This window comes from Pseudomonas sp. Leaf58 (genome assembly GCF_003627215.1).
In the GTDB taxonomy this organism is placed as follows: Bacteria; Pseudomonadota; Gammaproteobacteria; order Pseudomonadales; family Pseudomonadaceae; genus Aquipseudomonas.
Genome location: NZ_CP032677.1, coordinates 5,191,240 through 5,205,616 on the forward strand (window position 1 = coordinate 5,191,240; position 14,377 = coordinate 5,205,616).

Annotated in this window: 11 protein-coding genes; 4 read left to right on the plus strand and 7 right to left on the minus strand. The window is 61.3% G+C overall.

All coding sequences use genetic code 11. From position 1 onward, the window contains the following. Positions 1-46: 46 nt before the first annotated feature. The 4 genes from DV532_RS24055 to DV532_RS24070 all read right to left on the minus strand — a co-directional run bounded on the left by DV532_RS24055 (position 47) and on the right by DV532_RS24070 (position 5,334). On the minus strand, positions 47-1,141 hold the full coding sequence (locus DV532_RS24055) for a polyamine ABC transporter substrate-binding protein (RefSeq protein ID WP_056794197.1): 1,095 nt from the start codon (positions 1,139-1,141) through the stop codon (positions 47-49). Positions 1,142-1,299: 158 nt separating this feature from the next. After that, a complete protein-coding gene (locus DV532_RS24060; protein WP_056794195.1) occupies positions 1,300-2,397 on the minus strand; it encodes a polyamine ABC transporter substrate-binding protein in 1,098 nt (365 codons plus the stop codon). A 168-nt stretch (positions 2,398-2,565) separates the two neighbouring features. Further along, positions 2,566-3,927 (minus strand): aspartate aminotransferase family protein, encoded by a 1,362-nt coding sequence (locus DV532_RS24065; protein ID WP_056794193.1) that lies wholly within the window; start codon positions 3,925-3,927, stop codon positions 2,566-2,568. A 48-nt stretch (positions 3,928-3,975) separates the two neighbouring features. Beyond that, positions 3,976-5,334 carry a glutamine synthetase family protein gene (locus DV532_RS24070; RefSeq protein WP_056794191.1) on the minus strand — a complete coding sequence of 453 codons (1,359 nt, stop codon included), beginning with the start codon at positions 5,332-5,334 and terminating at the stop codon, positions 3,976-3,978. Between the two features lie 574 nt (positions 5,335-5,908). Between DV532_RS24070 and DV532_RS24080 the strand changes: the two genes are divergently transcribed. Further along, on the plus strand, positions 5,909-7,285 hold the full coding sequence (locus DV532_RS24080; protein ID WP_056794187.1) for a glutamine synthetase family protein: 1,377 nt from the start codon (positions 5,909-5,911) through the stop codon (positions 7,283-7,285). Between the two features lie 151 nt (positions 7,286-7,436). On the opposite strand, the gene argA is transcribed toward DV532_RS24080, so the two are convergent. Beyond that, on the minus strand, positions 7,437-8,735 hold the full coding sequence (gene argA, locus DV532_RS24085) for an amino-acid N-acetyltransferase (protein ID WP_056794185.1): 1,299 nt from the start codon (positions 8,733-8,735) through the stop codon (positions 7,437-7,439). Positions 8,736-8,859: 124 nt separating this feature from the next. Next, positions 8,860-10,002: an acetylornithine deacetylase gene (gene argE / locus DV532_RS24090; RefSeq protein WP_056794184.1), complete on the minus strand. Its 1,143-nt coding sequence runs from the start codon at positions 10,000-10,002 to the stop codon at positions 8,860-8,862. Between the two features lie 169 nt (positions 10,003-10,171). On the opposite strand from argE, the gene DV532_RS24095 reads away from it, so the two are divergent. After that, positions 10,172-11,539 carry a CYTH domain-containing protein gene (locus DV532_RS24095; protein ID WP_056796606.1) on the plus strand — a complete coding sequence of 456 codons (1,368 nt, stop codon included), beginning with the start codon at positions 10,172-10,174 and terminating at the stop codon, positions 11,537-11,539. 85 nt (positions 11,540-11,624) lie between these two features. Here DV532_RS24095 and DV532_RS24100 read toward each other — a convergent pair whose 3' ends face one another. Next, a complete protein-coding gene (locus tag DV532_RS24100) occupies positions 11,625-12,095 on the minus strand; it encodes an Lrp/AsnC family transcriptional regulator (RefSeq protein WP_056794182.1) in 471 nt (156 codons plus the stop codon). A 127-nt stretch (positions 12,096-12,222) separates the two neighbouring features. Here DV532_RS24100 and DV532_RS24105 point away from each other — a divergent pair, with 127 nt between their 5' ends. Both DV532_RS24105 and DV532_RS24110 read left to right on the plus strand, forming a co-directional pair. Further along, positions 12,223-12,528, plus strand: coding sequence for a hypothetical protein (locus tag DV532_RS24105; protein ID WP_056794180.1), 306 nt, complete (start codon positions 12,223-12,225; stop codon positions 12,526-12,528). Positions 12,529-12,650: 122 nt separating this feature from the next. After that, on the plus strand, positions 12,651-14,324 hold the full coding sequence (locus DV532_RS24110) for a GspE/PulE family protein (RefSeq protein WP_056794178.1): 1,674 nt from the start codon (positions 12,651-12,653) through the stop codon (positions 14,322-14,324). The last annotated feature ends 53 nt before the right edge of the window (positions 14,325-14,377 follow it).

Here is a 14,377-nt window from a genome sequence, read left to right on the forward strand (position 1 = left end):
GTGCCCGCGTGGCCTGCCCTGCAGGTGCCGCAGCGGGTCTGGATTTTTACTTGCCCGACTTGACCTTGGTCCAGCTACGGGTCATCAGCCGTTGCACTTTGGGTGGCAACTCTGAATTCACGAACATCTTGTCCAGCACTTCCTGCGGTGGGTAAACCGCGGCGTCAGTCCTCACGGCCTGGTCCATCAGGTCGCCAGCCTTGGGGTTCGGGTTGGCGTAACCGACGTAATCACTGACCTGGGCGATAGCCTCAGGCTTCAGCAAATAGTTGATGAAGGCATGCGCCTCTTTGACATTCTTGGCGTCCGCGGGGATCGCCAGCACGTCGAACCAGAGGTTGCCGCCTTCCTTGGGAATGGCGTAGGCCAGGTTCACGCCCTTCTTCGCCTCGATAGCGCGGGCCTTGGCCTGGAACACATCACCCGAAAAACCTGCCGCGACGCAGATGTCGCCGTTGGCCAGGTCGGTGATGTATTTGGACGAGTGGAAGTAAGTCACGTACGGGCGTACCGCCAGCAACTTCTGCTCGGCCTTGGCGTAATCCTTGGGGTCGGTGCTGTTGGGGTTGAGGCCCATGTAGTTGAGCACTGCCGGGAGCATTTCGTCCGCCGAGTCGAGGAAGGCCACACCGCACTTGGAGAGCTTCTTCATATTCTCGGGTTCGAACAGCACGGCCCAGGAATCGATGGTGTCGACGCCCAGCGCGGCCTTCACCTTGTCGACGTTGTAACCGATGCCGTTGGTGCCCCATAGGTAAGGCACGGCGTACTGGTTGCCTGGGTCGTTCTTTTCCAGGCGCTTCATCAGCGCCGGGTCGAGGTTGGCATAGTTGGGCAGCAGGTGCTTGTCGAGCTTCTGGAATGCGCCCGCTTTGATCTGCTTGCCGAGGAAATGGTTGGACGGCACTACCACGTCATAGCCGGTGTTACCGGCCAGCAGCTTGCCTTCCAGGGTTTCATTGGAGTCGAACACGTCCTGCACGGGCTTGATGCCCGTGGTTTTCTCGAAGTCCGCGAGTGTGGTCGGGCCGATGTAGTCGGACCAGTTGTAGAAGTGCACCGTAGGCGCCGCTTGGACGCTGCATGCCAGCGTCAGGCCCGCGCCAGCCATCAAGGCCTTGCGGAATACAGAAATAGACAAGTGGGTGCTCCTCACAATCAGTGCCTGGGTAGCGACAATGCCGCCGCACACGCAAAACCGGCGCGCAACTTACCTTCGCAGCTTCGATGCCGCAATCATCAATTGCCTTTCACTGGCTCTGGGCCGGGAAACACCGGCCCAGAGCTGCTGCATCGGGCTTACTTGCCCGATTTGATCTTGGTCCAGCTACGGGTGATCACACGCTGCACAGAAGCGTCAGGCGCAGCGATTGCGTACAGCTGCTTCTTCACTTCGGCTGGCGGGTAGATGCTCGGGTCGCTGGTGATGTCTTTGTCAACGAACGCAGTGGCCGCCTGGTTGCCGTTCGGGAAGCGCACGGCATTGGTGATTTCAGCCATGATTTCTGGCTGCATCAGGAAGTCCATGAACTGGTAGGCAGCGTCTTTGTGCTCGGCATCCTTAGGGATGGCGACCATGTCGTAGAAGGTACCGGCACCTTCCTTCGGAATGACGTAGTCCACTTTGACCTTGTCGCCAGCTTCGTGGGCGCGGGCCTTGGACTGCTCCAGGTCACCCGAATAACCGACGGCCACGCAGATGTTGCCGTTGGCCATGTCACCGATGTACTTGGACGAGTGGAAGTAGGTGATCGAAGGACGAATCTTGAGGAACAGGTCCTCGGCGGCCTTCAAGTCTTCTTTCTTGGTGCTGTTGCTCGGCAGGCCCAGGTAGTGCAGCGCGGCCGGCAGCATTTCGGTCGGGGCATCCAGGAAGCTCACACCGCAGCTCTTGAGTTTGGCAATGTTCTCGGGTTTGAACACCGCATCCCACGAGTCGATCTTGTCCACGCCCAGCGCGGCCTTGACCTTCTCAGGGTTATAGCCGATGCCGATCGAGCCCCACATGTACGGGAAAGCGTGCTTGTTGTCCTTGTCGCTGGCATCGCCAACGGCTTTGAGCAGGTCCGGGTCGAGGTTTTTCCAGTTCGGCAGCTTGGAACGGTCCAGTTCTTCGTACACGCCAGCCTTGATCTGCTTGGCCAGGAAGTTGTTGGACGGCACCACGATGTCGTAGCCCGACTTGCCCGCCAGCAGCTTGGCTTCAAGGGTTTCGTTGCTGTCGAAGACGTCGTACTTGACCTTGATACCGGTCTGCTTCTCGAACTTGGCGATGGTGTCCGGAGCGATGTAGTCCGACCAGTTGTAGACGTTCAACACTTTGTCTTCAGCCTGAACAGCGGAGGCCATGGCACCCATCAGGGCGGCGGCCAGCAACGTCTTGCCCATTTTATTCATGCGTAATGCTCCAGAATTTTTATTTAGCAACTGTCCAGCAGCCAGGACCTACGGTGCAGAGCGCGCGGCGACTGAAACAGTCGCTAGTCTGGCAAGTTACAAGGCCCTGTTTCAAGGAAAGCAGACCCTTGTAACCACTTAATGTCACATCGCTAGCCTAGCAAACTGTCAACGAATCGCTTCGAGCGTCAAATCGAGGCATTTGCGCGCCTTTTCCACCAACTCGTCGATCTCTGCATGGCTGATGACCAGCGGCGGCGCGATGATCATGGTGTCACCTACCGCACGCATGATCAGGCCATTTTCGAAGCAGAAGGTGCGGCAGATCATGCCCACGCCCTTGCCTTCGTAACGGCTGCGGGTGGCCTTGTCCTTGACCAGCTCGATCGCGCCGAGCAGGCCCAGGCCGCGTACCTCGCCCACCAGCGGGTGGTCCTGCAGCTCACGCAAACGCTTCTGCAAATACGGTGCCGCTTCAGTGCGCGCCTTCTCGACGATTTTTTCGTCGCGCAGAAGGCGCAGGTTTTCCAGGCCTACCGCAGCCGCCACCGGGTGGCCGGAGTAGGTGAAGCCATGGTTGAAGTCGCCGCCTTCACTGAGTACCTGGGCCACGGTGTCACGCACGATTACACCGCCCATGGGGATGTAACCGGAGGTCAGGCCCTTGGCGATGGTCATCAGGTCGGGCTTGAGGTCGTAGTAGTCGGAGCCGAACCACTCGCCGGTGCGGCCGAAACCGCAGATCACTTCGTCGGCGACGAACAGGATGTCGTACTTGGCGAGGATCTCTTTCACCTTCGGCCAGTAGGTGTCCGGCGGGATGATCACGCCGCCAGCGCCCTGGATCGGCTCGGCGATAAAGGCGGCAACGTTGTCTTCGCCGACTTCGAGAATTTTCTGCTCCAGTTGCTCAGCCGCCCACACACCGAAGTCATCCGGGGTCATGTCGCCGCCTTCGCCAAACCAGTACGGCTGCGGAATATGCACGATGCCCGGAATCGGCAGGCCGCCCTGCTCGTGCATGCCGCTCATGCCGCCCAGGCTGGCACCGGCCACGGTGGAGCCGTGGTAACCGTTGATGCGGCCAATAATGGTCTGCTTCTGTGGCTTGCCTTTCAGCGCCCAGTAATGGCGCACCATGCGCAGCACGGTGTCGTTACCTTCGGAGCCGGAGCCAGTGAAGAACACATGGGTCATGCCTTGCGGCGCCACGTCGGCGATTGCCTTGGCCAGCTCCAGCGCAGGCGGGTGGGCGGTCTGGAAGAACAGGTTGTAGTACGGCAGTTCACGCATTTGCTTCTCTGCCGCCTGCACCAGTTCTTCACGGCCATACCCCACCGCCACGCACCACAGGCCGGCCATGCCGTCGAGGATCTTGTGCCCCTCGCTGTCCCACAAATGCACACCCTGGGCCTTGGTGATGATGCGCGGCCCCTTCTCCTTCAGTTGCTTGTAGTCACTGAAAGGCGCGAGATGATGCTCCCCGCTCAGGGTTTGCCATTCACGGGTTTGCGGCTTTTTGACGCTCATGTGCTTCTCCGTTATTCGACAGCCGCGCTCCTGCGGCACCAGGGTTGATCAGACAGCGAACAGCAGGAACTCACGCTCCCAGGAACTGATGACGCGTTTGAAATTTTCGTGCTCGGCGCGCTTGGTGGCGACGTAGCCGGTAATGAATTTCTTGCCCAGGTACTGCACCAACGAATGGCTGTTTTCCATACGTTCCAGGGCATCTTCGATGGTCAGAGGCAGGCGCAGGTTGCGGCGTTCGTAGCCACGGCCCTGAACTGGCGCACTGGCTTCGATGCCTTCGACCATGCCGATGTAGCCACACAGCAGGCTGGCGGCAATGGCCAGGTAAGGGTTGGCGTCGGCGCCCGGCAGGCGGTTCTCGACCCGGCGGCTTTGCGGGCCAGCGTCCGGCACGCGCAGGCCGACGGTGCGGTTTTCTTCACCCCACTCCACGTTCACCGGCGCTGAAGTGTCAGGCAGGAAGCGGCGGAACGAGTTGACGTTGGGGGCGAACAGCGGCAGCGCCTCGGGGATGAACTTCTGCAGGCCACCGATGTGGTGCAGGAACAGCTCGCTCATGCTGCCGTCGTCGTTGCTGAAGATGTTTTTGCCAGTGGCCACATCGACCACGCTCTGGTGCAGGTGCATGGCACTGCCCGGCTCGCCGGTCATGGGCTTGGCCATGAAGGTGGCGGCCACGTTGTGCTTGAGCGCGGCCTCGCGCATGGTGCGCTTGAACACCAGGATCTGGTCGGCCAAGTGCAGGGCGTTACCGTGACGGAAGTTGATCTCCATCTGCGCCGTGCCGTCTTCGTGGATCAGCGTGTCGAGGTCCAGTTGCTGCAGTTCGCACCAGTCGTAAACATCTTCGAACAGCGGGTCGAATTCGTTGGCGGCCTCGATCGAGAACGACTGGCGGCCGGTTTCTGGGCGGCCCGAGCGGCCTACCGGCGGCTGCAGTGGGAAGTCCGGGTCTTCGCTACGCTTGGTCAGGTAGAACTCCATCTCGGGCGCGACGATCGGCTGCCAGCCCTTGTCGGCGTAGAGCTGGAGTACTTTTTTCAGCACGTTGCGCGGCGACAGTTCGACCGGGTTGCCCTTCTTGTCGTAGGTGTCGTGGATCACCTGGGCGGTTGGCTCGATGGCCCACGGTACCAGGAACACGGCGTTTTCGTCGGGGCGGCAGATCATGTCGATGTCCGCCGGGTCGAGCAGTTCGTAATAGATGTCGTCGTCGACGTAGTCGCCGGTCACGGTCTGCAGCAGCACGCTTTCAGGCAGGCGCATGCCTTTTTCGGCGATAAACTTGTTGGTAGGCGAAATCTTGCCGCGCGTGATGCCGGTCAGGTCACTGATCATGCATTCGACTTCGGTGATCTTGTGCTCTTTCAACCAATCGGTGAGCTGGTCGAGGTTGTTACTCATAAATACCTCAGGAGGTAAGGTGGTCCGCGCACTGATTCTGGATGGAGTACATTGCTAAAGCAAAAACCCCCGCGCAGAGCCACAGTGGATACACTGAAATCAGCTGTGTCCGTAATGAGTTCGAAAGGCAGGAAGACGAAACGAAGGGCGGTAAACCGCTACGAGGGCGGGTCCGGAAACGCCAAACGTCAATTATTGCGGCCAGGGTGGCCACGCCATTGACGAAGCTTGCAAAAACGGCGGAGGTACCCGATGGCACTGTACAGACAGTGCTTTCAGGTCGCGGCAAGCGGACCATGTGACCCTCGTATTATTGTGTTCTGGGTTGAGACCGAGCTTAGCCTTGTTCATTTTTTTACACAACTCCTGCGTAAAAAATAAAACACGGCATGCTTCAGATCACCCTTTCCAGCGTAAATAGCGGATAATGGCACGCCCCGATATGCAGCAAATCTGCCGTAGATGTGCCATTTCAGGGCATCATGGAGTTGGCTTGACATCAGTATGGCTTTTCGGTTGACTGGTCCTGCAAGCCCCCCTTGATTGATATTTTTAACAACAAAGGTGTTGCATCATGTCGGTACCCCCGCGTGCCGTTCAGCTTAACGAAGCGAACGCGTTCCTTAAGGAACATCCTGAGGTTCTCTACGTTGACCTTCTGATTGCAGATATGAATGGTGTGGTGCGTGGCAAGCGCATTGAGCGCACCAGCCTCCACAAGGTTTACGAGAAAGGCATCAATCTGCCGGCCTCCCTCTTCGCCCTGGATATCAACGGTTCCACTGTCGAAAGCACCGGCCTTGGCCTGGACATCGGCGATGCTGACCGTATCTGCTATCCAATCCCCGACACACTCTGTAACGAACCGTGGCAAAAGCGCCCCACTGCCCAGCTACTGATGACCATGCACGAGATCGAAGGCGAACCATTCTTCGCCGACCCTCGTGAAGTACTGCGTCAGGTGGTGAGCAAGTTCGACGAAATGGGCCTGACCATCTGCGCCGCGTTCGAGCTGGAGTTCTACCTGATCGACCAGGAGAACGTGAACGGCCGCCCACAGCCGCCGCGCTCGCCAATCTCGGGCAAGCGCCCGCAGTCGACCCAGGTGTACCTGATCGACGACCTCGACGAATATGCCGACTGCCTGCAGGACATCCTGGAAGGCGCCAAGGAACAAGGCATCCCGGCCGACGCCATCGTCAAGGAAAGCGCCCCGGCGCAGTTCGAAGTCAACCTGCACCACGTGCCAGACCCGCTCAAGGCCTGCGACTACGCGGTACTGCTCAAGCGGTTGATCAAGAACATCGCCTACGACCATGAAATGGACACCACCTTCATGGCCAAGCCCTACCCGGGCCAGGCAGGTAACGGCCTGCATGTACACATTTCCGTGCTGGACAAAGATGGCAACAACATCTTCACCAGCGAGGATCCCGAGCAGAACGCCGCATTACGTCACGCTGTCGGCGGTGTGCTCGAGACCCTGCCTGCGTCCATGGCGTTCCTGTGCCCGAACGTCAACTCGTACCGCCGTTTTGGCGCACAGTTCTACGTACCGAACGCGCCAAGCTGGGGCCTGGACAACCGCACCGTAGCCCTGCGCGTACCGACCGGCTCGCCGGACGCCGTGCGCCTCGAACACCGCGTGGCAGGTGCCGACGCCAACCCGTACCTGATGATGGCCGCTGTGCTGGCCGGCGTGCACCATGGCCTGACCAACAAGGTCGAGCCAGGTGAGCCGATTGAAGGCAACTCGTACGAGCAGCTGGAGCAGAGCCTGCCGAACAACCTGCGCGATGCACTGCGCGAGCTGGACGACAGCGAAATCCTGAACAAGTACATCGATCCGAAGTACATCGATATCTTTGTCGCGTGCAAGGAGAGCGAGCTGGAGGAGTTCGAACACTCGATCTCCGACCTCGAGTACAACTGGTATCTGCATACCGTGTAAGCAAAAACGCCGCCCACTAGGGCGGCGTTTTTCATTCTGCACCGCGTCGCCTGCTTCGCGGGTAAACCCGCTCCTACAGGTCCTTCGGAAGGCTCAGGCCCGGTGAGAATCCTGTAGGAGCGGGTTTACCCGCGAAGAGGCCGGTACAGGCTTACAGGGATTTCTCGAAAATCTTCGAATTGCGCTGGTAGTTGTACAGCGAAGCCCGCGCCGCTGGCAGCCGCTCCACTCCACTCGGCGCAAACCCGCGTTCACGGAACCAATGCGCCGTACGCGTGGTAAGCACGAACAGGGTATTCAAGCCCATCTGCCGCGCCCGGCTTTCGATACGCTCCAGCAACTCGTCCCCGCGCCCGCCATGGCGGTACTCCGGGTTCACCGCCAGACACGCTAGCTCCCCGGCTTCGGAGTCGGCAATCGGGTACAGCGCCGCACAGGCGATGATCATGCCTTCGCGCTCCACCACGCTGAACTGCTCGATCTCCCGCTCCAGGACTTCGCGCGAACGACGCACCAGAATGCCCTGCTCTTCCAGCGGGCTGATCAGCTCCAGCAGGCCACCCACATCCTCGATGGTTGCCTCGCGCACCACTTCGAACTGCTCCTGCGACACCAGCGTGCCGCCACCGCCACGGGTGAACAGCTCGGTCAGCAAGGCGCCGTCCTCGGCATAGCTGACGATATGGCTGCGCGCCACTCCGCCCTTGCAGGCCTCGGCCGCGGCGTCCAGCAGCTCGCCCTGGTAATCACTGCCCAGGCGCTGCAAATGCGGGGCAACCTGCTGTGGGCGCAGCTCACGCACCAGCTTGCCGCTTTCGTCCAGCAGGCCTGGCTCGGCACCGAACAGCAGCAGCTTGTCGGCGCCCAACTCGATGGCGGCACGGGTGGCCACGTCTTCACAGGCCAGGTTAAAAATTTCACCCGTGGGCGAGTAGCCCAGCGGCGACAACAGCACGATGGAACGCTCGTCGAGCAGGCGGCTGATGCCCTTGCGGTCGACCCGGCGCACCTCGCCGGTGTGATGGTAGTCCACCCCTTCCAGCACGCCGATCGGCCGCGCCGTGACCAAGTTGCCGGACGCTACGCGCAGGCGCGAGCCCTGCATCGGCGAAGCGGCAATGTCCATCGACAGGCGCGCCTCGATGGCCAGGCGCAAGGCGCCGACGGCATCGATCACGCAGTCCAGGGTGGCGGCATCGGTGATGCGCAGGCCATGGTGGTAGTGCGGGGTCAGGCCGCGGTCAGCCAAGCGGCTTTCGATCTGCGGGCGCGAACCATGCACCAGCACCAGGCGCACGCCGAGGCTGTGCAGCAGCACCAGGTCGTGGACGATGTTGCCGAAATTAGGGTGTTCAACCCCATCGCCTGGGAGCATGACCACGAAGGTGCAGTCGCGATGGGCATTGATGTACGGGGATGCATGACGCAACCAGTTGACGTAATCGGGCATGACAGGGCCTGTGGATAAGTGGACGGAGAACGGCGATACAGGGGGCGTTCAGGATCATCGTCGGAACAGGCTTGCGGTCACGCGCGGTCTCCTCTAGGCAGGAACGAATCAGTTCGATTGACGTTTAGTGCAGGCAATAGTGCCGGATCAGGTCACGCAATAGACGCACGGTAGGCTCGATTCGTGACATTTCAAGGTATTCGCCGGGCTGGTGGGCACAGGCGATGTCGCCAGGGCCCAGCACGATGGTCTGACAGCCCAGTTGCTGAAGATAAGGCGCTTCGGTGCCGAACGCCACCGCTTCGGCGCGATGACCGCTCAGGCGCTCTGCCACTTGCACCAGTTCGGCGTCGGCAGCTTGCTCGAATGGCGGCACCTCTGGGAACAGCGGCGCATAATCGATGCGCACCTCGAAGCGCTCTGCCACGGGCACCAGCTTGTCGCGGATAGCCGCGCGCAGCTGCTCCACATCCATACCTGGCAGCGGGCGCAGGTCGAATTCCAGGGCACATTGGCCGCAGATGCGGTTGGGGTTGTCACCGCCGTGGATGCAGCCAAAGTTCATGGTCGGGGTCGGCACGCTGAATTGCGGGTTGCGGTAGCGTTGCTGCCATTGCTGGCGCAGGCCCATCAGTTCGCCCATCACCGCGTGCATCGCCTCCATGGCGCTACGGCCCAGGCTTGGGTCTGAGGAATGGCCACTGCGCCCGAGGATATCAATGCGGTCCATGAGGATGCCCTTGTGCATACGAATCGGCCGCAGCCCGGTGGGCTCGCCAATCACCGCGGCCCTGCCAAGCGGTTGGCCGGCCTCGGCCAAGGCACGGGCGCCGGACATGGAGCTTTCTTCGTCGCAGGTGGCAAGAATCAGCAATGGCTGCTTGAAGTCGTGCTCCAGCAGCGGGATGACCGCTTCGATGACCAGCGCGAAGAAGCCCTTCATGTCGCAGCTCCCCAAGCCGACCCAGCGGCCATCGGCCTCGGTCAGCTTCAGCGGGTCGCTGGCCCACAACTGTTCGTCATAGGGCACGGTGTCGCTGTGCCCGGCAAGCACCAGGCCGCCTGGGCCCGTGCCGCGGCTGGCCAGCAAGTTGAATTTGCCGGGGCTGACCTGCTGGATGTCGCACTTGAAGCCAAGGTCGCCCAGCCAGCCGGCCAACAGGTCGATGACCTGGCGGTTGGATTGGTCCAGCGCAGGCTGGGTGCAACTGACCGAAGGCGCGGCGATCAAAGCGGCGAACTGGTCTTTCAGCGTCGGCAACGGCATGCGCGTACTCCTTGGAAGCGTTGCCCATCATAGCAATGCCATTCGTTCGCAGGGCAACCGTGGTGGCTTCTTCGTGGGCTTGCCCCGCGAAGAAGCCACCACGATCCAACAGTCGACAGCCGACTCCTGTAAACTCCTTGGCAACCACGCCCCCTCCTTCGAGCCTGTGATGCACAAAGAAACCGAACTCAAGCTCCGCGCCAGCCGCGAGACCCTTGCCGCCCTGCGCGAGCACCCTCTGCTGAAAAAGCGCAACAAGTCCGGCTGGCAGACCCGCGAACTGACCAACCAGTACTTCGACACCCCCGAGCGCGAGCTGTCTGCCGCCCGCGTCGCGCTGCGCCTGCGCCGCGACGGCGAGGCCATCATCCAGACCCTCAAGTGCCGCGGCACCAGCGTGGCCGGGCTTTCCGAGCGTAACGAGCACGAATGGCAGCTGGACAAGGTCAAGCTCGACCTGAAAAAGCTCGACGCCACCTGCTGGCCCGAGCAACTGGCCGACCTGGACAAAAAGACCATCAAGCCGCTGTTCACCACCGACTTCACCCGTGAATTCGCTGAAATCGCCTGGGGCCGTGGCAAGAGCAAGGTGGTGATCGAGGCGGCGCTAGACCAAGGCTTCGTGATCGCCGGCAAGCGCAAGGAAGAAATCTGCGAGCTGGAACTGGAACTGCGCGAAGGTGAGCCGCAGGCACTGCTGGAACTGGCCGCCGAACTGGCCGCCAGCTTGCCGCTGATGCCTTGCGACATCAGCAAAGCCGAGCGTGGCTACCGCCTGCTGGAGCCGGACAGCTACGAGTTGGGCCTGCCGCACACCGAGCTGGAAGCCGAAATGGCCGTGGATGACGCCTACGCCGCACTGGCCTGGCAACTGTTGGGCAGCAGCCAGCGCCTGGCTGAGCAGTACCGCCACAACGGCCATTGGCGCCTGCTGCAAGATTGGGTCGAGTGCCTGAGCGAGCTGCGCGCCCTCACCGCCAGCCTGGGCCAGGCCGCGCCACGCGCCGCCACTCGCGACCTGCGCAGCAGCCTCGATGCCTTGCTCGAAGACTGGCGCCCGCTGGTGCAGGCCGGTAACGATGACGAAGACATCCGCCGCGCCGCCCCCGAGCAATTCGCCGAAGAGCTGGAAGACGTGCGTTGGGGCCAGTTCTCGCTGGAAACCTCACGCTGGCTGCTGGCCCGTGCCTGGACCGCAGAGCGCAAGGGCCGTGGCGAGCGTCAGGGCAAGGCGCAACTGGCCAGCTGGCTGGCGCACCTGCTGGGCGAAGAAGGCCTGGCACTGAAACTGCCGCTGTACACCCAGCGCCCGGAAGACCTGGCCGAGCAACTGCCGCGTATCGAACAGCTGCTGGCCTGGTTGCACCATGCCCGCCAAGTGCTCGAAGCGCCACAGATGGACCGCCTGTACGGCGACCTGAAGAAGCTGCATGAGCTGGCCGAACAGCCCATCAGCGATGAAGTGCTGGAAGCGCGTATCGAGCAGGCTCGGGCAGTGGATCAGAGCCGCGGCTGGAAGCACCTGCTCAGGGCTTGATAGCGCGTCGCATGCTCCCACCGGTACACCACAGGGCTTGAGGTCGGTGGTAATCCTGTGGGAGCGGGCGAACCCGCGAACAGCCTCACCGCGACAGCGGCAGGCTAGTGGTGGACTTGATTTCCGAGAGCGCCACAATCGAATTCACTTCCTGGATACCCGGCACGTTCGACAGTTTTTCGAAGAAGAACCGCTCATAAGCCTCGATGTCCGACGTGACGATACGCAGTAAAAAATCCACCGATCCCATCAGCACGTAGCACTCCAGTACCTCTGGGAACCCGCGGATCGCCTCGGTGAACTCGGTGAAGTTGGAGCGGCCATGGGCGTTCAGCTTCACCTCGGCAAAAATCTGCGTGTTCAAGCCAACCTTCTTGCGGTCCAGCAAGGTTACCTGCCCGCGAATGACCCCTTCCTCCTTCAAGCGCTGGATACGCCGCCAGCACGGCGACTGCGACAGCCCCACGCGCTCGGCAATCTGTGCGCTGGACAGCGAAGCGTCTTCTTGCAGCAATTCGAGAATACGACGGTCGTAGGCGTCCAGCTCGCTTTGCATTTTTGTTTCTCCAAAGCAGCATTATTTGAATAGGCTAATTCGCCAGTAGCGCGAAACCCTCAAATAATAGCGAAAAAATGCCCTCACCAACGTGCAAAAATTTCTCCCATATTTTGCGGAGACCAGCATGAACGCACAGCCCCGTACCGACGCCTGGGCCGCCAACAACGCCCACAGCACCGTGCACTATCGCCTGCAAGCCGAGGCCGAGCCTGACAGCCTGTGCCGGGTGCTCAACCTTTTCGCCTTGCAGTTTCTGACCCCACACAGCGTGCAGGTCAGCCAGCAACATGACTGGCTGGATATCGAGGTAGGCATCGGCGGCCTGAGCTGGCACCGGGCCGAAGTTATTGCGCAAAAACTGCGCAACTTGGTGTGTGTCGGCGAGGTAAGCCTGACCAACCTGCAGCGGGTAGAGCTGGCGGTGGTGTAACCATTTATCGGCCCCATCGCCCGCACAGGCACGGCAAAATCCCGAAACCGTTCACCGCCTATACCCTTTCCCAGCCCGGCTAGGCTTGATCAGCACTCCCCTATCAGGCACGGACGCCAACCATGCACACCCCAGACAACCCGGCACTCGACCTCAAGCGCGTGCTGCAAAACCTGCTCGCCGACAACCACCTGCACGCCAACGACACCCTGCGAATACTTGAGCACGCCGCTACCCAGCCCGGCGCCCACCCGCTTGAACAAATAGCTGCCTGCGGCCTTGAAGACCGCCAACACCCCGGCCAGCCCCTCGACCTGGACCACCTGTGCCCATGGCTGGCCAACAAAGTCGGCCAACCCTACCTGCGTATCGACCCGATGCAACTGGATCTGCCACAAACCAGCGGCCTGATGTCTGCGGCCTTCGCCCAACGCCATGGCATCCTCATCGTGGCGGCCGACGCTTCCAGCGTCACCGTCGCCAGCGCCCAGCCCTATCAGGATGACTGGCAAGCGGACCTGGCCCGCAGCTTGGGCCGGCCGATCCGCCGTGTGCTGGCCAGCCCCTTGCAAATCCGCCAGTCAGGCCAGTCGTTATACCGCCTTGCCCAGTCGGTAAAGGGCGCGCAATACCAGCAGTCGGCCAACCTGGGCGAAATCGAACACTTGCTGGCGTTGAGCAAACACCAGCCTGAGGCCAGTGCGGACGACGCGCACATCGTGCATATCGTCGATTGGCTGCTGCAGTACGCTATCGATCAGCGCGCCAGTGATATCCACTTGGAGCCCCGCCGCGAGCAGGGCCAACTGCGCTACCGTATCGACGGCCTGCTACACACCGTCTATAGCTTCCCTGCTGGGGTCACCTTGGCGCTGATCAGCCGCTTGAAGCACCTGAGCCGCATGGATGTCGCGGAAAAACGCCGGCCGCAGGATGGCCGCCTGCAAAGCCGCCTGCCAGGTGGAAGCGAAGTGGAATTGCGGCTATCGACCCTGCCAACGCCATTTGGCGAGAAACTGGTGCTGCGCCTGTTTGACCCGCAACAGTTGCAAAACGGCTTCGACCGGCTCGGCCTGGAGGGGCCACAATTGGCTCAATGGCAAGGCCTGCTGCGCCTGCGCCAGGGCATCATCCTGGTCACCGGCCCCACCGGTTCCGGCAAAACCAGCACGCTTTACGCCAGCCTCAAGTTGCTGGCAACGCCGCAGGTCAACCTATGCACCATCGAGGACCCGATCGAACGCCTGGAGCCGGCCTTCAACCAGCTGCAGGTACAACCCGCCCTGGACCTGGGTTTCGCCAATGGTGTACGGGCCATGCTGCGCCAGGACCCGGATATCATCATGATCGGTGAAATTCGTGACCGTGAAACCGCCTTGGTGGCGGTACAGGCTGCGCTGACCGGGCACTTGGTGCTGTCGACCTTGCACACCAACGACGCCTGCGCGGCGATTACCCGCCTGCAGGAACTGGGTGTGGCCGATTACTTGATCAAGGCGACGTTGGTTGGGGTCATGGCCCAGCGCCTGGTTCGCACCCTCTGCCCGGACTGCCAGGCAAATACATCAGCCATTTGCCGAACGTGTCGCGGCACTGGGTTTCATGGGCGCACCGGGTTGTTCGAACTGCTCACGCCCAGCGAAAGCTTGCGTGCATCGATAGGGCCGAACGCCGACCTGAACGATTTACGGCGCCAGGCACTGGCCGATGGCCTGGTAGACCTGCGCCGTTGCGGCGAAGCCAAAGTGGCCTGCGGGCAGACCCGTGCCGAGGAAGTGCTGCGCGTCTGTAGCTGACGAAAAGTCCTTTGTATTCAAGGAACTTGCCCTACTAGAAAAGATCCAACCGC